The 20,778-nt window shown below is 64.7% G+C and carries 18 protein-coding genes; 9 read left to right on the top strand and 9 right to left on the bottom strand.

Annotated elements, in window-relative coordinates; genetic code table 11:
• The first annotated feature begins 29 nt into the window (after nucleotides 1-29).
• A complete protein-coding gene (locus E0504_RS09265; protein WP_207912402.1) occupies nucleotides 30-1,007 on the top strand; it encodes a bile acid:sodium symporter family protein in 978 nt (325 codons plus the stop codon).
• Here E0504_RS09265 and E0504_RS09260 read toward each other — a convergent pair.
• Together E0504_RS09260 and panB are read right to left on the bottom strand one after the other, a co-directional pair.
• A complete protein-coding gene (locus tag E0504_RS09260) occupies nucleotides 964-2,031 on the bottom strand; it encodes a DUF475 domain-containing protein (protein WP_131623323.1) in 1,068 nt (355 codons plus the stop codon). The genes E0504_RS09265 and E0504_RS09260 overlap by 44 nt on opposite strands.
• A 15-nt stretch (nucleotides 2,032-2,046) precedes the next feature.
• Nucleotides 2,047-2,916 (bottom strand): 3-methyl-2-oxobutanoate hydroxymethyltransferase, encoded by an 870-nt coding sequence (panB, locus tag E0504_RS09255; RefSeq protein WP_131623321.1) that lies wholly within the window; start codon nucleotides 2,914-2,916, stop codon nucleotides 2,047-2,049.
• A 137-nt stretch (nucleotides 2,917-3,053) separates the two neighbouring features.
• Here panB and E0504_RS09250 point away from each other — a divergent pair, with 137 nt between their 5' ends.
• The gene (locus E0504_RS09250; RefSeq protein WP_131623319.1) at nucleotides 3,054-4,634 is read left to right on the top strand and encodes an amino acid permease; all 1,581 of its coding nucleotides are present in this window, start codon (nucleotides 3,054-3,056) and stop codon (nucleotides 4,632-4,634) included.
• Nucleotides 4,635-4,716: 82 nt separating this feature from the next.
• On the opposite strand, the gene E0504_RS09245 is transcribed toward E0504_RS09250, so the two are convergent.
• On the bottom strand, nucleotides 4,717-5,199 hold the full coding sequence (locus tag E0504_RS09245) for a pyridoxamine 5'-phosphate oxidase family protein (protein WP_131623317.1): 483 nt from the start codon (nucleotides 5,197-5,199) through the stop codon (nucleotides 4,717-4,719).
• A gap of 37 nt (nucleotides 5,200-5,236) precedes the next feature.
• On the opposite strand from E0504_RS09245, the gene E0504_RS51250 reads away from it, so the two are divergent.
• Both E0504_RS51250 and E0504_RS09235 read left to right on the top strand, forming a co-directional pair.
• Nucleotides 5,237-6,079: a hypothetical protein gene (locus E0504_RS51250; protein WP_207912398.1), complete on the top strand. Its 843-nt coding sequence runs from the start codon at nucleotides 5,237-5,239 to the stop codon at nucleotides 6,077-6,079.
• Nucleotides 5,964-7,577, top strand: coding sequence for a DNA polymerase Y family protein (locus tag E0504_RS09235; RefSeq protein ID WP_131623315.1), 1,614 nt, complete (start codon nucleotides 5,964-5,966; stop codon nucleotides 7,575-7,577). Before E0504_RS51250 ends, E0504_RS09235 begins: the two co-directional genes overlap by 116 nt.
• Here E0504_RS09235 and E0504_RS09230 read toward each other — a convergent pair.
• Entirely contained in the window at nucleotides 7,566-8,291 is a 726-nt protein-coding gene (locus E0504_RS09230) for a DUF72 domain-containing protein (RefSeq protein ID WP_131623313.1), read from the bottom strand. The genes E0504_RS09235 and E0504_RS09230 overlap by 12 nt on opposite strands.
• Nucleotides 8,292-8,371: 80 nt before the next feature.
• On the opposite strand from E0504_RS09230, the gene E0504_RS09225 reads away from it, so the two are divergent.
• The 5 genes from E0504_RS09225 (at nucleotide 8,372) to E0504_RS09205 (ending at nucleotide 15,943) form a co-directional block, all read left to right on the top strand.
• A complete protein-coding gene (locus E0504_RS09225; protein ID WP_131623905.1) occupies nucleotides 8,372-9,616 on the top strand; it encodes a putative DNA modification/repair radical SAM protein in 1,245 nt (414 codons plus the stop codon).
• Nucleotides 9,613-11,064, top strand: coding sequence for a UdgX family uracil-DNA binding protein (locus tag E0504_RS09220; RefSeq protein ID WP_131623311.1), 1,452 nt, complete (start codon nucleotides 9,613-9,615; stop codon nucleotides 11,062-11,064). The genes E0504_RS09225 and E0504_RS09220 overlap by 4 nt, the downstream gene beginning before the upstream one ends.
• A gap of 9 nt (nucleotides 11,065-11,073) precedes the next feature.
• Entirely contained in the window at nucleotides 11,074-14,682 is a 3,609-nt protein-coding gene (locus E0504_RS09215; RefSeq protein WP_131623309.1) for an error-prone DNA polymerase, read from the top strand.
• Between the two features lie 85 nt (nucleotides 14,683-14,767).
• Nucleotides 14,768-15,154, top strand: coding sequence for a hypothetical protein (locus tag E0504_RS09210; RefSeq protein WP_131623307.1), 387 nt, complete (start codon nucleotides 14,768-14,770; stop codon nucleotides 15,152-15,154).
• A 165-nt stretch (nucleotides 15,155-15,319) separates the two neighbouring features.
• On the top strand, nucleotides 15,320-15,943 hold the full coding sequence (locus E0504_RS09205; RefSeq protein WP_207912391.1) for an extensin family protein: 624 nt from the start codon (nucleotides 15,320-15,322) through the stop codon (nucleotides 15,941-15,943).
• Between the two features lie 20 nt (nucleotides 15,944-15,963).
• On the opposite strand, the gene phoB is transcribed toward E0504_RS09205, so the two are convergent.
• The 5 genes from phoB to pstC are packed head-to-tail and all read right to left on the bottom strand — an operon-like array spanning nucleotide 15,964 to nucleotide 20,740.
• Nucleotides 15,964-16,650 carry a phosphate regulon transcriptional regulator PhoB gene (gene phoB, locus E0504_RS09200; RefSeq protein WP_131623303.1) on the bottom strand — a complete coding sequence of 229 codons (687 nt, stop codon included), beginning with the start codon at nucleotides 16,648-16,650 and terminating at the stop codon, nucleotides 15,964-15,966.
• 2 nt (nucleotides 16,651-16,652) lie between these two features.
• Nucleotides 16,653-17,318, bottom strand: a complete 666-nt coding sequence (gene phoU, locus E0504_RS09195) for a phosphate signaling complex protein PhoU (RefSeq protein ID WP_131623301.1) — start codon at nucleotides 17,316-17,318, stop codon at nucleotides 16,653-16,655.
• A gap of 14 nt (nucleotides 17,319-17,332) precedes the next feature.
• On the bottom strand, nucleotides 17,333-18,124 hold the full coding sequence (gene pstB / locus E0504_RS09190; protein WP_131623299.1) for a phosphate ABC transporter ATP-binding protein PstB: 792 nt from the start codon (nucleotides 18,122-18,124) through the stop codon (nucleotides 17,333-17,335).
• Entirely contained in the window at nucleotides 18,118-19,365 is a 1,248-nt protein-coding gene (gene pstA, locus E0504_RS09185) for a phosphate ABC transporter permease PstA (protein WP_131623298.1), read from the bottom strand. Before pstA ends, pstB begins: the two co-directional genes overlap by 7 nt.
• Nucleotides 19,358-20,740: a phosphate ABC transporter permease subunit PstC gene (pstC, locus tag E0504_RS09180; RefSeq protein ID WP_131623296.1), complete on the bottom strand. Its 1,383-nt coding sequence runs from the start codon at nucleotides 20,738-20,740 to the stop codon at nucleotides 19,358-19,360. The genes pstA and pstC overlap by 8 nt, the downstream gene beginning before the upstream one ends.
• Between the last annotated feature and the right edge of the window lie 38 nt (nucleotides 20,741-20,778).

The raw sequence follows: 20,778 nt of genomic DNA, 5'->3' as shown, positions 1-20,778 counted from the left end.
GCGCCGAACGGCCCGCCACAGGCGCGATCGTGCGGCGCTTGTTTTCCAGCATCGATCTTATGGTGCGCCTGCTGGTGCTCGCGATTATTCTGGCTAGCGTCTTTCCGGCGACTGGCGCTACGCGCGAAGTGGCACAGGACGTGTCGAGCGCCGCCATCTTCGTGCTGTTTTTTCTCAACGGGCTGCGGTTGCCGCGCGCCGAGGTGGTTCGGGGCATCGGGCACTGGCGCTTTCTGGTGCCGCTTGCCCTGTGGTGTTTCCTGGTGATGGCGCTCGCTGGCAAGGCATTCGAACTGGCCTTGGCACCAGCCGTGTCGCCGCTCGTGGCGTTGGGGTTCCTCTACCTCGGAGCGATGCCGTCGACAGTACAGTCCGCAACCGCATACTCGTCGCTTGCGGGCGGCAACGTCGCCAGTTCGGTCGTGGCGGCCGCCCTGCTGAACGTGGCGGGCGTGTTCGTCGCTGCCCCCTTGTTCGCAGTGCTGGGAGGCGGCGGAGCGGCGGAGATGGACGCCTCCGGCCTCGGCAAGGTCATGCTGATCCTGATCCTGCCGTTCGCTCTCGGGCAGGCGCTACAGACCCGGCTCGCCCGCTGGGTGGGCGATCATCGCTCGCTCGTGAGCTGGATGGACCGCCTGTCGATTGCCATCGCCGTCTACGTGGCCTTTTCAGGCGCGGTCGAACAGGGACTGTGGACGGTGATCGGAGCACGAGAGTGGCTGGTGCTGCTCGCCGGCGTGGTGCTATTGCTGGCGATCGCTTTTGCCGGATCGTGGATCACGGCGCGAGCCATTCGGCTGGATCGCGGCGATCGGATCGCGTTCCTGTTCGCCGGGGCGCACAAGAGCATCGCCATGGGCGCCCCGCTTGCGGCGGTGCTGTTCCCGCCTGAAGTGGCCGGCATGGTGCTTCTGCCGTTGCTGATCTACCACCTGCTGCAGTTGGTCGTATCAGCGCCGCTTGCTACTCGGCTGGCGCGACATCCCCTTCCGGATGCGTCCGATTGAAGCGCACGGACCACCACAACGACAGTCCGATGAGGATCGCACCGATCAGGCCAGTGATGGTTTCCGGGATGTGCCAGCGCGCTGACAGCAACATGATCGCGCCCAGCACGATGATCGCCCAGAAGGCTCCGTGTTCAAGGTAACGATACTGCGCCAGCGTTCCTTTCTCGACCAGATGGATGGTCATGGAGCGCACGAACATCGCGCCGATCGACAGGCCCAGCGCGATCACGATCATGTTGTTCGACAGCGCGAAGGCGCCGATCACCCCGTCGAAGCTGAAGCTGGCATCGAGGATGTTGAGGTAGAGGAACCCGCCAAGTCCGCTGCGCACCGCCGCGCCGAGCAGCCGCTGCTTTTCCTCGTGCAATTCCAACATGGTGCTGACGCCTTCGACCGCGATGAAGGTGACCAGCCCCAGGATCGCCGCGACCACAAACGTGAGAGCGTCCGCCGATTCCAGCGTCAGCGAGATACCCCAGACGGCAAGCAGCAATAGCGCAATCTCTGCTGCTGGCAGCGCGGCGAACCGGCCAAGAAACCGCTCGATCGTGCCGATCCAGTGAATGTCTTTCTCGCCGTCGAAAAAGAATTTCAACCCAACCATCGCCAGGAATGCGCCACCGAAGCCGGCGATGCCGATATGCGCGCTGGAAACGATCCGCTCGTATTCAAGCGGGTCGTTAAGCGACAGGCTGACCGCGTCAATCGGACCCAGTCCCGCAGCGATCGCGACGATCGCAAGCGGGAACACGATCCGCATGCCGAAGACCGCAAACAGGATGCCCCACGTCAGGAAGCGCCGTTGCCAGACGTGGTCCATGTTCTTCAGCACTGAGGCATTGACCACCGCGTTGTCGAAGCTGAGCGAAATCTCGAGGACCGACAGGACCACGATGATCCACAGCATCTGAGCGGTGCCTGACATCGTGCCGGTGCTTTCCGCACCGTACCATACGCCCAGTCCCAGGCAGATAAGGGTGAAGATCAGCGATAAGCCGTAAAAGCGCTTGAGCGTGTCCATGGGGGGCGAGTGGCCTTACTTGGGCTGGTAGGTTTGGTCGGCGGTGGGGAATGCGCGGGCGCGCACCTCCCCGGCGTACGTGGCGGCAGCGTTCGAGATGACGCTGGCGAGATCTTCATACCGTTTCACGAACCGTGGCACGCGTTCAAACATCCCGAGCATGTCTTCCGTCACCAGGACCTGGCCGTCGCACTGTGCCGATGCACCGATGCCGATGACGGGTATTTCGAGGCTTTGGGTCAGCGCCACCGCGATGGGTTCGACCACGCCTTCGGCAACGACCGCGAAGGCGCCTGCCTCCTGCACCGCCTTGCCGTCGGAAATGATCTTGGCGTGCTCTTCCTGGCTGCGTCCGCGGGCGCCATAGCCGCCGAGGGCGTTCACCGCTTGGGGGGTCAGGCCGACATGGGCCATCACGGGGATTCCGCGGCCCGACAGGAACGCGATAGTCTCCGCCATCGCCTGGCCCCCCTCAAGCTTGACCGCCGCGCATCCGGTTTCAGCCATGATCCGGCTGGCGCTTTCAAACGCCCTTTGCGGACTCGCTTCGTAGGCGCCGAATGGCATGTCGACGATCACCAGGCTGTGATAGCTGCCGCGCACCACGGCGGCGCCGTGGGCGATCATCATCTGGAGCGTCACCTGCAGGGTCGAAGGCAGGCCATAGATCACCTGGCCTAGCGAATCTCCCACCAACAGCATGTCGCAATGTTCATCGAGCAGCTGCGCCTGGCGCGCGGTATAGGCAGTCAGCATGACCAAGGGCTCACCGGTTGCGCCGCCGGTCTTGCGACCCTTGATCGCCGGGACCGTCAGCCGGCGCATCGGCTGGGGGGTCGGATTTGCGCGGCTGGTCGCGGTATCGAGTTGGAAGGTCGTGGACATCGCCAGCGCTTTAGCGGCGAGGCGTGGGTGGGGAAAGCGTTTCGAATAGGCTTGCCATGGCATCCAGCGACGTTAGCTACTCACCTCATGAGGGAGGCAGGCCGCCCACGGTCGCCTGACAAGAGGGATACGGGTCCATGATACTCGATCGCGTCAAGCCGCTCGACGCCATTCTGGCGACGGCGCAAAAGAAGTCGCTGCATCGTTCCCTGGGTTGGTTTCAGCTGACCCTGTTCGGGATCGGCTGTGTGATCGGCACGGGGATCTTCGTGCTTACCGCAGCAGGGGCACAGAAAGCCGGCCCGGGTTTGATGCTGGCGTTCGCCATAGCGGGCGCCATCTGCATCGTCGCGGCGCTTTGCTATGCGGAAATCGCGGCGATGATCCCGGTGGCGGGATCAGCTTATACGTACACTTATGCGACCATGGGCGAACTGCTCGCCTGGACGGTCGGATGGGCGCTCGTGCTTGAATATGCCGTCGCTGCCAGCGCCGTGTCCGTCGGCTGGTCGGGCTATTTCACGGGAACGATCCTGAACGAATTTCTGGGCATTCAACTGCCCGCGTACCTTTCGGGAGCCCCGCTGGCGCTTGGCGGGGTCGAGGGTGGGTTCATCAACCTTCCCGCGGTCGTGATCGCTTTGCTGGTCACCTGGCTGCTGATGATCGGCACCACCGAAAGCGCGCGGGTCAACGCGGTGCTGGTGGCGATCAAGGTGACGGCGCTGACCGCGTTCATCCTGCTGACCCTGCCGAGCGAGTATTTCTCGAGCGAAAAGTTCAATCCGTTCCTCCCCGCCGGCGTGTTCGGCGGTTTCGGATCCGGTCTTGGAGCGGTGGGCGCGGCGGCGACCATCTTCTTTGCCTACGTCGGGTTTGACGCTGTCTCTACGGCGGCGGAGGAAACCAAGAATCCGCAGCGCAACGTACCGATCGGCCTGATCGGATCGCTGCTGTTCTGTACCGTGTTCTATATCCTCGTGGCAGCAGGTGCCATTGGAACGGTCGGCGGCCAGCCGATCATGGGACCCAACGGCGTGCCGTTCCCTGCCGGCTCCGAGGAACTGGCTCGCCAGTGCGCCACCTACGCCGCCGACGCGCTGCCGCTGGTCTGCTCCAACGAGGCGTTGGCGCATGTGCTGCGTCAGATCGGCTGGTCCGGCGTGGGCAACATGCTGGGCATCGCAGCTTTCGTTGCGCTTCCTTCGGTCATCCTGATCCTGTTGTTCGGCCAGACTCGCGTGGCGTTCGTCATGAGCCGCGATGGGCTTCTGCCCCAATCGTGGAGCCAAGTGCACCCCAAGTGGAAGACCCCGCATGTCATCACGGCCATCACCGGCGTCGCCGTGGCGTTCGCGGCGGCTTTCCTGCCGGTCGGCAGGCTGGCGGACATCGCCAACGCCGGCACGCTCTATGCATTCATGATGGTTGCCATTGCGGTTATGATCCTACGCAAGACCGCTGCTGACGCGCCGCGCAAGTTCAAGACTCCCGCGCTGTGGCTCATCGGCCCGCTGACGATCGCGGGGACGATCTTCCTGTTCCTGAACCTGCCGATGGATGCGATGCTGGTGCTGCCAATCTGGGGAGTGATCGGCCTGGTGGTCTACTTCGCATACAGCCGCCGCCGGAGTCACCTCGGCCAAGGGATCGTCGAAGTGGTCGATGACGTCGCGGGTGAGGAAACCATGGTGCCGATCGATCCACCAGCGCGCTGACAAGGCTCAGCGGTTGAATTGAAGAAGGGGCCGCTCCTGGTTGCAGGAGCGGCCCCTTCTTCAATTTTGACGGAGGCAGAGGTTAGAGACGGGCTTCGGTATGGCTGTCGGCGACATCCTCGCGCACATCCATGCCCATCGCCATCTTGGCAGTTGTAAGAATGCCCTGGTCGGCCGCCCACAATTCGGCATTGCCGAGATCCATGCGTAGCATCAGCAGGTTGGGATCGTCCTTGCCGCCTGGGAAGTATGCTTCGACGAAGTTCGACCACTGCTTGTCTAGCCGTTCACGGCTCGTTTCCTCGGTCAGGACACCTTCGAAACGGGCGAACATGTCGTGCCCCTTGCTGGCGAATGTGCAGGTGGCGGGGCCCATCTGGGCGAGATGGTTGTCCTTGGAAGTGAAGAACCAGATCGCGTGATTAGCGTCCTTGTCGAGCTGCGCGGTCATCACCACCGCGTCGTTGGCGGTCGATTGCAGCGACACGAAAACAAAGGGGGAGTCAGCAAACGCGTGCCAGAACTTCTGCTTCAGCTCATCGGCGTTGCCCTGATCGTACTTCATGTGTGGGTCTCCTTGTTCGCAAGGTGAACGGAATGCCATGAACGAGGTTCCGCGTTGCGAATCGATCTGCCTTGGAACATACAGGGAACAGAGTCGTTTCACCGCCATGACCCACGCTGCTCTTCCAGCCGCTCTTGTCCCTGCTTCCGAGCTGGCGCGTGTCTCCACCCGTGCGCCCCGGTGGCGGCCGGGGCTGGCGCCGCCGCATCACAGCGAAGTTTTCGCGCCCGCCAACGAAGCGAGCGGAGCCGCGGCGGCGCTGGCGCTGGCCATTGATGCCTTGCGCATGGGGCGGCTCGGTGCGGCTGAACAAGCTGGGGATGATCGCCCGTTGCTGTGGGTGCAGGACCGTGCCGCGCTCAAGCTTAGCGGGCGGCCCTATCGTGCGGGGTTGCCAGCCAGTCTGCGCCACCATCTGATCCACGTCATCTGCGAAAGCAGCGAAGACGCGCTGTTCGCGCTCGAGGAAGGCCTGCGCTGCCGCGATGTCGCCGCGGTGGTCGGCGAAGTGGTTGGCAATCCCAAGGCGCTTGATTTCACCGCTTCACGCCGGTTGACGCTGACCTCCGAAAAGCATGGCGTGCCGTTATGGCTGGTGCGGCTTGATGCCGCGCACGACCTGTCTTCGGCGCGCATGCGATGGGACGTGCGCGCCGCCCCGTCGCCGCAGCCGTGCTGGAACCATGAGGCACCCGGCACTCCCACCTGGCGCGCGGACCTGTTCCGCGCCCGCATGCATCCTCCCGGCACATGGATCCTGAACGATGGCGGAAACGCTCTCGCCGCGGCTCACCCCGCCGATCACCCGGACGTCTCCGCCACGCCGTATCCTGTCGGTCTGGCTTTCGCGGCTGGCGATCGACAGTTGGCGGCTTGGTGAAGGGCTGGCACGCGGGGAGGGCGCCGACGCCGAACCGCTCGCGCTGATCACCGAAACCGCGCACGGTCCGCGGATCGATGCCGCCAACGATGCCGGTCTGGCGGCGGGCGCGCGCCCAGGCATGATGCTGGCCGATGCCCGCGCGCTGTGCCCGCGGATCGCGGTGATGCCGAGCGATCCCGCGGGCAATCGCGCGCTCCTCGAAAAGCTTGCGGTATGGGCGCTGCGCTGGGGCCCATGGTCGGCGCTCGACGAACCGGATGGACTGCTAGTCGACGTGACCGCCGTGGCGCATCTGTTCGGCGGCGAGGAGCAGCTAGTCGCCGATGTGCGGGACAAATTCGCCGCTCGCGGGTTCTCGCTGCGCTGCGCGATCGCACCGACCGCGGGCGCGGCATGGGCGCTGGCGCATCACGGGCCCGGCGGCGCGATCCTTTCTCCGGCGGATGACATGGCCGCCGCTCTGGCTGACTTGCCGGTTGCGGCTCTGCGGCTTGATGAGGACGTGCTCACCGTATTGCGCCGGCTGGGTCTCAAGCGGATTGGTGATCTGACCGTCCGGTTTGGGGAAGCCCGGGGGCGCGACGCGCTGCATCGACGGTTTCGTAGCAAGTCTCCCACCGCCAACCCGCTGATCCGCCTCGACCAGCTGCTGGGACGCATCTCCGAACCATTGCTGCCGGTTACGCCGCAGACGATGCCGCTGGTGCAGCGCCGACTGATGGAGCCGATCCGCCACCGCCCGCTGCTCGACACCGTGGTCGCCGATCTGGCTGCCGACATGGCCCAGGCTCTGGAAGCCCTGGCCCAGGGCGCTCGCCGGCTGGAGCTGGGCATGTGGCGGGTCGATGGCGAAGTGGCGGTGCGCCAGCTCGAACTCGCCGCGGCGACGCGCGAACCGGCGCATATCACCCGGCTGTTTGCCGCCAAGCTGGATGACATCGATGCCGGTTTCGGCATTGAGACCGTGCGCCTGCGCGCCAGCTGGACCGAGCCGCTCGCGCTTGCACAATCCGATATCGAGGCTGCAGCCGAGGTGCAGGGCACCAGCCTGGCCGCGTGCATCGACCGGCTGACGGTGCGCCTGGGCCCCGATGCGGTGCGGCGCCCGGTGGCGTATACCAGTCATGTTCCGGAACGTGCGCAGCGCTGGCAACCACCGCTCGATCCGGCACCCCCGACCCAAGGGCACCTGGCGTTTCATGCCCGCCCTCTGAAGCTGCTCGACCGCCCGGAAAGGATCACCGTTATCTACCCCACTCCCAAGGGGTACCCAAGGTCGTTTCGCTGGCGCGGTCACCTCCATGAAATCGTCCGTGTCGAAGGACCCGAACGGATCGCACCCGAATGGTGGCGCGAGAAGGGCAGTACCCGCCTGCGCGATTACTACCGGATCGAGGACCGGGAAGGCCGCCGCTACTGGATCTACCGACTGGGCCTGTTCGGCGACGGGCGCGGCGGAGAGCCTGACTGGTTCCTGCAGGGATTATGCGCCTAGCGCCTCGGCCAGCGCCAGCGCATCACCGGTCGCGGCTGACGAGGCGGTGTTATCGAAGATGCACCAGGCCTCGCGCCCAGCTTCAAGCTCATCCCGCAAGGCCTGCGCATAATGTCCGATCCGGTCGGCATAGCTTGACCGGTACATCACCGGCGATCCGTGCAGCCGCCAGTAACCGAGACCGCGCCACCCACCTGGTTCTCCGGCACCCGGATGACGCGCAGGATCGGCTGCCACCCGCGCGACCCTGAGCTCGCCAAGCAGCGCATCGGCCTCATCTGCAAACCAGCTTACATGGCGCGGTTCGCAGGCGATCGCCGCGGTGCTGCGGGATGCCAGATCGACAAAGAACCGCCGCGCCACATCTGCATCAAACGCGAGGCTAGGCGGAAGCTGGACCAGCAACACCGCAAGTTTTTCGCCGAGCCCGTCCGCCTCGCCAAGGAACGTCGCAACCGCTTCGCCGCAGCCGATCAACCTCGCCTCATGCGTGATTACCTTCGGCACTTTGACTGCAAACCGGAAATCGGCCGGTACGCTGTCGGCCCAACGCTCCCAAGTGGAAAGGCGGTGCGGGCGGTAGAACGAACTGTTGATCTCCGCCGCGTCGAACACGGCGGAATAGCGCTGCAACCCGCTGCCTTCGATCGGGAACCGGTCTGCCGCCTGGCGGGCGATGCTCCAGCCGGCGGTGCCGATGCGAAAGGTGCCCATGAACTCTCAACGCATCCGGAAACGACAGGTTGCGCAGAAACCCTGTTGGCGAATCCTACACAAGAACATATATGGAACAGATGGGCCCGCAAACGATCATCGAGAAGCTGGAAATCCTTGCCGACGCGGCCAAGTACGATGCCTCGTGCGCATCCTCCGGCACGGTCAAACGCAGCTCGGCGGGTGGGAAAGGGATCGGCTCGACCGAGGGGATGGGCATCTGCCACGCCTATGCGCCCGATGGCCGGTGTATTTCGCTGCTCAAGATCCTGCTGACCAACCATTGCGTGTTCGACTGCCATTACTGCATTAACCGCAAGAGTTCGAATGTGCGCCGCGCGCGGTTCACTCCCCAAGAAGTGGTCGACCTGACGCTGAGCTTCTATCGCCGCAATTACATCGAGGGGCTGTTCCTCTCTTCAGGCATCGTGAAAAGCTCCAACCACACGATGGAGCAGCTGGTCGAGGTTGCGCGCATGCTGCGCGAAGAGCACGACTTTCGCGGCTATATTCACCTCAAAACCATTCCCGAAGCTGATCCCGAGTTGGTGCACCAGGCGGGTCTCTATGCCGACCGGGTATCGATCAATGTCGAATTGCCGACCGATGCCGGGCTGGTGCGGCTCGCGCCTGACAAGAGCGCGCGCCAGATCGAAGGCGCGATGGGCAAGGTGAAGAGCGACATCGTCGAGGCGAAGGATGCGAAGAAGCGGTTCAAGCATGCGCCGCGGTTCGCCCCTGCCGGGCAATCGACGCAGATGATCGTCGGTGCCGACGCGGCAACGGATGCCGATATCGTCGGCAAGGCCAGCCGGCTGTACGACAACTTTCGCCTGCGCCGGGTTTACTACAGCGCCTTCAGCCCAATCCCCGACGCGAGCGCGGTCCTGCCCCTGAAGCGGCCGCCGTTGATCCGCGAGCACCGGCTCTACCAGTCTGACTGGCTGATGCGGTTTTACGGCTATCAGCCGGCCGAGGTCATGCAGGCGACTGAGGCCGATGGTAACCTGCCGCTCGACATCGATCCCAAGCTGGCCTGGGCGCTCAAGTTTCGAGAGCGATTTCCGGTCGATGTGAACCGCGCGCCGAAGGAAGCCTTGCTGCGCGTGCCGGGCCTGGGCGTGCGCGCGGTGCAGCGTATTCTCGCCAGCCGCCGCCATCGGACGATGCGGCTCGACGACGTGGCCAAGCTGACCGTGTCGATCGCCAAGGTGCGCCCGTTCATCATCACTGCCGACTGGCGACCGCTGATGCTGACCGATCGCGCGGATCTGCGCGCGCTGCTGGCACCCAAGACGGAGCAGCTGGAGCTGTTCGCGGCATGAGTGCGCCGTTCCGCGACATGCGTTTGCCGGGCGCGTTCTGCGTCACCATGCTCGAGCCCGATGACTTCGAGTTCTGGCGCGATCAGGCGCGGGCGATGGTCCAGTGTGACGTGCCGCCCGACCGGGTCGCGTGGAGCGATCCAAGCGGGGCGGGGGATTTGTTCGCCGGTGGCCGCCGTCGCCTTCCGGCGATACCGCCTGGGGCCCGTCCGGTGCGCGCCAGTCGCGCGTTCGTGCAACTCGCCAAGAGCGCGATCTGCCATTCGGATGCAGCGCGATTTTCGCTGCTCTACCGCTTGCTGTGGCGGTTGCAGGCGAACCCGCGGCTGCTGGAGGACGGCGCCGATGCTGATGTCCGGCGGCTGGAGGATCTGGCGAAGGCGGTGCGGCGCGACATCCACAAGATGCGGGCCTTTGTTCGTTTCCGCCTGGTCGAAGAGGGTGATGAAGAACACTACGTCGCATGGTTCGAGCCTGAGCATCACATCTTGCGGGCAAACGCCGGGTTTTTCGTCCGCCGCTTTGCCAACATGCGCTGGTCGATCCTGACGCCCAAAGGATCGCTTCACTGGGATGGCGACCGGCTGGAGGAAGGCCCGCCCGCCCAGCGCTCCGATGCTCCTGCCGGTGATCCGACCGAGGATTTATGGCGCAAATACTATGCGTCGATCTTCAACCCTGCGCGTTTGAAGATCGGGGCGATGCTTAAGGAAATGCCTCGCAAGTACTGGAAGAACATGCCCGAAGCGGCGCTCATTCCCGAGCTGGTCGCCGGGGCACAAGCGCGGGAGTCGCAGATGGTCGCCGCAGGCACGCTGGACATGGGTGAACGGCCGTCCTCGCTCGAAGCGATCGACAAGGCGATCCACGCCTGCCGGATGTGCCCTATCGGTCTGCTCGACAATCACGCTGTGATGGGCGAGGGTCCGCAGGACTACGCCAAGGGCTTTTCCGGCTTGATGATCGTGGGCGAACAGCCGGGGGATCAGGAAGACCTCGCCGGTCGCCCCTTTGTCGGACCTGCGGGGCAACTGCTCGACCGCCATCTGGAGCGTGTCGGCATCGACCGGCGCAGCGCTTACGTCACCAACGCGGTCAAGCACTTCAAGTTCGTCCAGCGCGGCAAGCGCCGGCTGCACCAATCGCCAACATCCAAGGAAATCGACATCTGCCGCTTCTGGGTGGAAGGCGAGCGTGCGCTGGTCCAGCCCAAGCTGGTCCTGGCAATGGGTGCCAGTGCCGCACGCGGGATGCTGGGCAAGACGGTCAGCATATCTCGGGCGCGCGGCGTGCCGCATGCGTTGGAAGACGGCAGCGAACTATGGGTCACTGCACATCCGTCGTACCTGTTGCGCCTCGACGGGCCCGCTCGCGACGAACAATCGCGCCTGTTCGATGCCGATCTTCTGGCAGTGAAGGAACGGCTCGCGCAACTGGTTCAAGCCTAGGCCTGTGAGGTGCCCGAAAACGACCTTCAGGTTCCGCGCCGCCGGATCGAACTCGATCCCGGACTGATCGCGCGCCCGGCGTGGTCGCCGTTCGTCGAACTCGGCCTCGCCAGCTGCTTTTCCTTTTTAAGCGGCGCTTCGGACCCGGTCGATCTGGTGATCACCGCGCATGCCCTGGGCTACGACAGTATCGCCATCGCCGACGTCAATTCGATGGCCGGCGTGGTGCGCATCCATACCGAGGCGAAGAAGCTGCACCTGCGCCCGCTGATCGGATGCCGGATCGAAACGGTCGAGGGTCTGGCCTTCCTCGCCTATCCCGTCGACCGCGCGGCCTATGGCCGATTGTGCCAGCTGATCTCCGCCGGACGGATGAGCACGCTTGATGGCGAGTGGCAGGACAAGGGGGCGTGCCACATCTCGCTCGCCATGCTGGCCGCGCATCCCGAAGGGGTGCAGCTGATCCTGCTGCCGCCGCGTGACCTGGGCCAGCAACTGACCATCGCGGTGCCCAGCAACGTGGTCGCGTTTCCCGGCCAGACCCGCGTGGAAGGCGAACAGATGGCGCTGACCGGCGCGTTCACCGATCTCCTGCCACATCTTACCCGACAACTGCCCACCCTGCGACATCTGGCGGCGAGTTATCTTTATGGGGAGGACGACATCGCGCGGATCAACCGGCTTGATGTACTGGCCCGGGATCACGGCCTTGCGCTGCTGGCGACGAACGATGTTCTCTATCACCTGCCGGAGCGGCGCCCGCTGCAGGATGTGATGACCGCCATCCGGCACAAGACCACTGTCACCGATGCCGGCCTGCTGCTCAATTCGAACGCCGAGCGGCACCTGAAATCACCGCGTGAGATGATCGCGCTGTTCGCCCGCTGGCCCCATGCGATCGAAGCGACGCGCGAGGTTGCGAACAAATGCCGGTTCAGCCTTGACCAGCTGCGATACGAATACCCTGAGCGCGCGTATCCGGACGGCCTGACTCCGCAGGCGTACCTCCGCCGCCTGACCTGGCAAGGGGCCAGGCGGCGCTATCCGGTCCGCCTGCCCCCGAAGGTCAAGAAAACGTTGAAGCGTGAGCTGCGGCTGATCGGACAGCTGCAGCTGGCACCCTACTTCCTGACCATCAAGGAAATCGTCGACTTCGCGCACGGCGAGGGCATCCTGTGCCAGGGGCGCGGGTCGGCGGCCAATTCGGCGGTCTGCTATTGCCTTGGGATCACTGCGGTGGACCCGGCCAAGCACCAGCTTCTGTTCGAACGCTTCATCACCAAGGAGCGCCGGGAGCCGCCCGACATCGACGTCGATTTCGAGCATGAGCGGCGGGAAGAAGTGATCCAGTGGATTTATCAGACGTATGGCCGGCAGCACGCGGGACTGTGCGCAACGGTCATCCACTATCGTCCGCGCATGGCGATCCGGGAAGTCGGCAAGGCGATGGGCCTGTCCGAAGATGTCACCTCGGCGCTCGCGCGTACGGTGTGGGGGGGGCATGGCCGCGAAATCAACGAAGAGCATGTCCGCAATGAAACCGGGCTCGACCTGAGCGATCCGCAGCTCACCCGCGTGCTCAAGCTCACCGAGCAGATGATCGGCATGCCGCGGCACCTCAGCCAGCACGTCGGCGGTTTCATCCTTACCGACAAGCTGCTCACCCAGACGGTGCCGATCGGGAACGGCGCGATGCCGGATCGCACGTTCATCGAATGGGACAAGGACGACATCGACGATCTGGGCATTTTCAAGATCGACGTGCTGGCATTGGGCATGCTGACCTGCATCCGCAAAACCCTGAAGATGCTGCAGGACCACCACGGTCAGGATTACGATCTGGCGACGATCCCGCAGGAGGAGCCGGCAGTCTACGACATGCTGTGCACCGGCGATTCGCTGGGCGTGTTCCAGGTTGAGAGCCGCGCGCAGATGAACATGCTCCCGCGCCTGCAGCCGCGCGAATTCTATGATCTGGTGGTGCAGGTGGCCATCGTCCGGCCCGGGCCCATCCAGGGTGACATGGTACACCCATACCTGAAGGCGCGGCGCGAGTACCGGGCAGGGCGGCGGGATTTCAACCTGCCATCGCCGGCGCCTGAATGCGGGCCGCCGGATGAGCTGTCGTCGATCCTCAAGCGCACTTTCGGGGTGCCGATCTTCCAGGAACAGGCGATGAAGATCGCGCTCGACGCGGCCAAGTTCTCGCCGGCAGAGGCCGACCGGCTGCGCAAGGCGATGGCCACGTTCCGCAGTCGCGGGATGGTGCACGAGCACCAGGACATGATGGTCGGGAACATGATCGCGCGCGGCTATGATCCCGAGTTCGCCCATCGCTGCTTCAACCAGATCAAGGGCTTCGGCGAATACGGTTTTCCCGAAAGCCATGCGACCAGTTTCGCGCACCTGGTGTATGTCTCCAGCTGGCTTAAGTGCCACTACCCCGCCGCGTTCGCTGCCGCGCTGCTCAATTCGCAGCCGATGGGGTTCTACGCACCGTCGCAAATCGTGCGCGATGCGGAGGAGCACGGGGTCGCGGTGCTGCCGATCGATGTGAATCATTCGAACTGGGATTGCACGCTGGAGCCGGTTGACGAGCCCAGGCACTCCCGGCCGCGCTTTCGCGCCGGGCAGGATCGGTGGCGGCACGACCGGGGCTGGGCGGTGCGGCTGGGCTTGCGGCAGATCGATGGGCTGCCGGAGTCCGTGGCTGCCAGGCTGGTTGCCGCACGGCAGGCGAACGGACGCTTTGGGGACGTGCGCGAAGTCCGCGATCGGGGCCGGGTTCCGCCCGCGCATGTCGAACGGCTCGCCGCAGCCGATTGCTTCGGCTCTATCGAGCTGCCGCGCCGCCAGGCGCTATGGCAGGCGCGCACGCTGGTGGGGGCGGAAGACCTGCCTCTGTTCGCCGCCATGCGCGAGCGCGAGGAAGGGGCTGAACGCAAGGACATCCTCCTACCCGAAATGGCGCTCGCCGAAGAAGTTGTGGCCGATTACCAGACTCACCGACTGAGCCTGAAGGCGCACCCCTTGAGCTTCCTGCGCCCTTCGCTGACCGAGCGCGGTTTCCACCGGGCGGACGACCTGCGGGGGCGCAAGTTCCGCTCGATGGTGCAGGTCGCGGGCGTGGTGCTGATCCGCCAGCGCCCCGGTAGTGCCAAGGGGGTGTGCTTCATCACGCTGGAGGACGAAAGCGGAGTGATCAACCTCGTCATCTGGCCCGACATGATGGAAAAGTACCGCAAGGTCATCATGGGCGCGCGCCTGATGGAAGTGCGCGGCCGGGTCGAATACGATGAGGAGGTGATCCACGTCATCGCGCATCATCTGACCGACGCCACGCAGGATCTTCACCGCCTGTCGGATGACCTGATGCCCGTGACGATCGCGCGCGCCGATCACTGCAACAATCCGCTGCCCAGCCGGTGGGGACCCGGCGGGGTGCTGGTCGATGACGAGGGGCAGGAACAGTCGCCGGGCAAGGGTGTGCCATGGCAGCCGCCCGGGCCGGGCAATCGCGATTGCGGTTATCATGGACCGAGCGCCGGCGGCCATCCGCGCGACGTGCGGATCGTGCCCAGGCTGCTGCCGCTCCCGCCCAGCCGCGACTTTCACTAACCGTGCCGCTATGGGCCGCTCCGCCAGTTTGCGGGACCAGGCGCTGACGAACCTGTATAGTCGCTGCGAACATCCGGAGTAGCCGATGCTGAAGCGTGTTCTGATCGCCCTCCTGAGCCTTACCAGCGCGACCGTTGCGACGGCATACGACCCGATCGTGCTGAAGCGCGGATGGTATCGGGCCGACCGCACCAGCGACGGCGCATGTCTAGGAGAAGTCGGCACCAACGGCCAGTTCTACGTCCTGACCGTTGCCGGACTGATTCCCGGCGAAGAGGCGCGGCTAGTGATCACCAACGGTGACATGAAGCCCATCGATCGGATGGTACGTGCCGATGGTGCCGGTCGGTGGCAGGAGTACTACATCCCCTTCCGCTCCAACAACGGCGAAGGCGCGGTGGTATCCGCCGACATCACCAGCGAAAGCTGCGCGCTGCCCCTGCAATTCACCTGGCAGCGTAAACGCGCCTGACCCCTTCCGATGCCAGCGTTTGCTAAGCGCCGGCGCAACGGGGAACGATCGAGCATCCCTGCGGCTTCATAGTCCATGCGCCTTTTCTCGCCCGGCCGCTTCGATCGCTGGGCCTTTCCCCTGCTTATCTTTGCTGCGCTGCTCCTGAGCGGACAGGGTTGGCTGATGGCGCATCCCGAGCACAGCCCGTGGGCCCCGCTCGACCTGCGCGACCCGCCGGGTTGGGCGACGGAGCGCAAACTGTCAGCATTGCGCGAGGATGCCGCAGGCTGTCGCGCCGTACTTGCACGGAGCGGCGTCGCGTTCACCGCGCTGGCGCCTGCCGGAGAGGGCACCTGCGCCCGTCCCGACCGGACAGTCCTGACGGACTATCCGCTCAGCCCGCGCCAGCCGCCGACCACCTGCGCTGTGGCCGCTGCGCTCGAATTGTGGCTGCGCACCGGAGTGCAGCCGGCGGCGCGGGAACTGCTCGGCACCGATGTGGAGCGGATCGAACACTACGGCGTCTTCTCCTGCCGACGGGTCTACGGTCGGGGCGAGGGCGCATGGAGTGAACATTCCACCGGCAACGCGATCGACATCGCCGCGTTTGTCCTGGCGGACGGCCGACGGATCACTGTCGCGGGCGATTGGGCAGGGGCGGAGCCTTCGGCGGAGTTTCTTCACCGGGTGCGGGACGCCGGCTGCCAGGTGTTCGGGACCGTTCTCAGCCCCGATTACAACGCCGCACACCGGGACCACCTGCACCTTGACCAGCAGGCGCGCAGTCTGGGCGGAGTGTGCCGCTAGACGCTGCCGCAGCCGCGGCGTCAGCCTTCGAGGGAATAGCCTGCACTACGGACCGTGCGCACCGGATCGTCCGCGCCTTCGACCGCAATCGCCTGCCGCAGGCGGCGGATGTGGACATCGACCGTGCGCAGCTCGATCTCGCTCTCGTTACCCCAGACCCCGTCGAGCAGCTGATTGCGGCTGAACACCCGGCGCGGGCTTTCCATCAGAAATCGAAGCAGGCGATATTCGGTCGGACCAAGGCGAACCGGCTGTCCGCGGCGCGTCACCCGATGGGCCACCGGATCGAGCGTGAGATCGCCCACTGTCAGCGCCTCGCCAGCCAGTGCCGGGCGGATGCGCCGCAGCACTGCTGCAACCCGCGCCAGCAGCTCGCGAGGTGAGAACGGCTTCGTCAGATAGTCGTCCGCCCCTGTCTCCAGGCCGCGGATCTTGTCGTCCTCGCCTTCGCGCGCGGTCAGCATCACGATCGGCACGTGCGCAGTCGCCTTGTCGCGCCGCAGCCGGCGGCATACTTCGATCCCGCTGGTGCCTTCGATCATCCAGTCGAGGATGATCAGGTCGGGGACGTCTTCCGCCGCCATCAGCAGCGCTTCGTCGCCATCCGCCGTAAATCGCACCGAATAGCCTTCGTTTGCGAAGCGATATTCGAGGAGCTCGGCGAGCGCCGGGTCGTCCTCGACCAGCAGCAGCTTGGCCGCGGCCATGGCTAGTTGTCCATGTCGGCGGGGTAAGCGCCGGTCGCGGCAAAGTGGACCATTTCGGCCACGTTAGTGGCATGGTCGCCGATACGCTCGATGTTGCGGGCGACGAACAACAGCTGAGCCGCCGAACTGATCGTCGCCGGGTTTTCGACCATGTGGCTGACCAGGTTGCGGAAGATCGATTCGTAGAAGTTGTCGACCTTTTCGTCCGCCGCGATCACCTCGCGCGCAAGCGCGGCATCGCGCGCGGCGTAGGCGGTGAGTGCGTCGTGGACCATTTCGGCAGCGATGTCCGCCATGGCGGGTACCAGCGTGAGGGGGCCGAAGCGCTTGCGGCTTTCGATCTGGCGGCTCGCTTTGGCGATGGCCTTGGAATAATCGCCGATCCGTTCGACCACGCCAGCGATCTTTAACGCCGCGATCACTTCGCGCAGGTCGTCGGCCATGGGGGCCCGCAAGGCGATGATCCGCACCGCGAGCTTGTCGACTTCCGCCTCGATCGCGTCGATCTTCTTATCATCGGCGACGATCTGGTCGGCCAGGGCGTCGTCGCCTTTGACCAGCGCGTCCATCGCGCGATTGAGCGCCACTTCGGCCATTCCGCCCATTTCGGCGATCAGGCCACGCAAGCGGGTGATGTCCTCGTCGAACGCCTTGACGGTGTGTTCCATGATCCTTGAGTCCCTTAGCCGTATCGGCCGGTGATGTAGTCTTTCGTCCGCTCCTCGAGCGGATTGGTAAAGATGTCCGATGTGCGCCCGTATTCCACCATTTTGCCCAGGTGAAAGAATGCCGTCCGCTGGCTGACGCGCGCTGCCTGCTGCATCGAGTGCGTCACGATGACGATGGCATAGCGGCCGCGCAGTTCGTGGATCAGTTCCTCGATCCGCGCGGTTGCGATGGGATCGAGCGCGCTGCAGGGTTCGTCCATCAGGATAACCTCGGGATCGACCGCGATCGCACGGGCAATGCACAGCCGCTGCTGTTGTCCGCCGGACAGGGCCGTCCCGCTGTCGGCCAGCCGGTCTTTCACCTCGTTCCACAGGCCGGCGCGGGCGAGCGAACGCTCGACGATCCCGTCGAGTTCAGCCTTTCCTTCAGCAAGACCGTGAATCCGCGGACCGTAAGCAACGTTTTCGTAGATGCTCTTGGGGAATGGGTTCGGTTTCTGGAACACCATGCCCACGCGCGCGCGAAGCTGGACCACGTCCATTTTCGACCGGTAGATATCCTGGCCATCCAGCTCGATCGATCCCTCCACCCGCGCGGATGCAATGGTGTCATTCATCCGGTTGAGTGTGCGCAGAAAAGTCGATTTGCCGCAGCCGGAAGGGCCGATGAATGCGGTCACGTACTGCGAGGGAATGTCGATCGACACATCGTCGATCGCCTGCTTGTCACCGTAAAACACCGACACGTCGCGCGCGCGCATCTTGGAGTCAGTGTTCTCGAGGTTGGGATGGACAACGGTCACCATGTTTTTTCGAACCTGTTTCGCAAGTAGATCGCCAGCCCGTTCATGACGAGAAGGAACACGAGCAGCACGATAATGGCCGCACTGGTCCGCTCCACGAAACCGCGGTCGATTTCATCCGACCACAGGAAAATCTGGACCGGCAGCACAGTGGCGGGTGCGGTCAGGCTGTCGGGCGGCGTGGCGACAAACGCGCGCATGCCGATCATCAGCAGCGGCGCTGTTTCGCCCAGAGCACGGGCCATGCCGATGATCGTGCCGGTCAGCATCCCGGGAAGGGCCAGCGGCAAGACGTGGTGGAACACTACCTGCACCGGAGAGGCGCCGATCGCCAGCGCACCGTCGCGGATGCTGGGGGGGACGGCCTTGATCGCGTTGCGGCCGGAAATGACGATCACCGGCATGGTCATCAGAGCCAGCGTCATGCCGCCGATCAGTGGAGCGGAGCGCATGTTCGGGAACAGCCAGAGGAATACCGCCAGTCCCAGAAGCCCAAAAATGATCGACGGCACTGCGGCAAGGTTGTTGATCGAGACTTCGATTAGATCGGTCCACCGGTTCTTCGGCGCGTATTCCTCGAGGTAGAGCGCCGCCAACACGCCGATCGGAAACGCCAGCAACAGCGTTACCAGCATCGTCAGCATCGACCCCTTCAACGCTCCCCAGATCCCTACTGCCTGCGGATCGGTCGCGTCCGAACGGGTCAGAAAACCCGGATCGAACCGCTCGGCCAGCTTGCCTTCGCTGGAAAGCGTCTGCGCCAGTCCGTGCAGTTCGGGCTTACCTTCGCCGGCAAGTGCGGCTGCCAGGTTGGAACTGGCGGGCAGGTCGAAGGTCGCCTTACGCTGCAGCAATCCCGGGTCGGCGATGATCGCGCTGCCTACCTCACGCCAGGCTTCAGACGACAACTCTTCGGCACCCGGCTCACCCAGTTCGGAGGCGGCAGAGAACTGCACAAGTTCGGGGAGACCTTGCGCCTGCAAACGCTGCAGCGCATCGGGCTGCGCGAGCGTTGCCGCATCGACCGACACGCTGCCCTGCGTGAAGTCGATGGGAACGCGCAGCTCCGCCCGCTGGAACCCGCCGGCGCCGTTGAGCAACATCGTGCCGAGCAGGAACAGCAGCACAGCCACCGAAAAGAGAACGGCGGTCAGGCCTAGCGCCTTGAAGCGCTGCTCCGAACGATAGCGCTGCTTGATCCGGGCCTCGAACGCGGCGGTGCGGGTGGGCAGGGTGTCAGTCATATGCCTCCCGGAAACGCTTCACGACCCGCAGCGCGATGAAGTTGAGGGCCAGGGTGACCATGAACAGCACGAACCCGAGCGCGAACGCGCTGAGGGTTGCCGGATGATCGAAGCTGCCTTCGCCAGTCAGCATGGCGACGATCTGCACGGTCACCGTGGTCATCGCCTCCAACGGGTTTGCGGTCAGGTTGGCGGCAGTCGATGCCGCCATGACTACGATCATCGTTTCGCCGATCGCGCGGCTCACCGCCAGCATGACGCCGGCCACAATCCCGGGGAGCGCCGCTGGAAGCAGAACCCGCCGGATCGTTTCGGATTTGGTGGCGCCCATCGCCAGGCTGCCATCGCGCATGGCTTGCGGCACGGCGGCGATGCTGTCGTCCGCCATCGAGGATACGAACGGAATGATCATCACGCCCATCACTAGCCCCGCGGCAAGGGCGCTTTCCGAACTCGCGTTCGCGACCCCCAGCGCCTGCGCCGCATCGCGGATCAACGGTGCGATGCTGAGCGCCGCGAAATAGCCATAGACGACCGTCGGCACGCCCGCGAGAATCTCCAGAGCCGGCTTGAGCGTCCGCCGCCACGACGGGTGCGCGTATTGCGTCAGGTAGATCGCGCTCATCAGGCCGAGAGGGATGGCGACGATCATGGCGATGATCGCGCCGATGAAAATCGTCCCCCAGAACAGCGGCACCGCGCCATAACGGCTGCCGTCCACAGCGGCGGGATCGGACATGGGATCCGGCGACCAGTGGGTGCCGAACAGGAAATCGATCGGCGAGACCATGCCGAAGAAGCGCACCGTCTCGAAGACCAGGCTCACCAGAATGCCCAGGGTCGTCAGGATCGCCACCAGCGATGCCAGCAGCAGGATCAGCATCACGATCCGCTCAACCCGCGTGCGGGCGGCGAAATCGGGTTTGAGACGCAGGAACGCGAAAGCTCCGCCGGCCAGGCCTATGGCAATCGTCGCGAGAATGCCGATGAGATTATAACGGGCCAGCGCTTCGCGGTACGGTTCGACCAGCGTGGCCGCTTCGGGCAAAGAGACCGTCGCGGTCGCTCCGCGGGCCACGGAATATGCTTGGGCCAGCAGTGCGTTGCGCTGAAAATCGAACTGCGGCAAATTGGCGGCCGCAGGGTGCGCCAGGACCGCCCGGTCGATCAGGCCGGGCGCTATCGCACTCCACAGCGCGATGAAGGCGATCACCGGCAGCACGATCGACAGCGCAGCGTACCATCCGTGATAGCTGGGCAGAGCAGCCAGCCGCGTATGTCCCTGGCGCCGGAACCCCCAGGCCCGCGCGCGCGCGGTCAGCCATCCGGCCAAGCCCAGGCCAAGCATCAGCAGGAGGAGAAGCGAAGACGACATGGGTTGGAAAAGATGTCCGTCGGATCTGTTGGGTTGGG

The organism is Parafrankia sp. BMG5.11, assembly GCF_004337455.1.
This window is presented reverse-complemented; position numbering and strand designations above follow the sequence as displayed.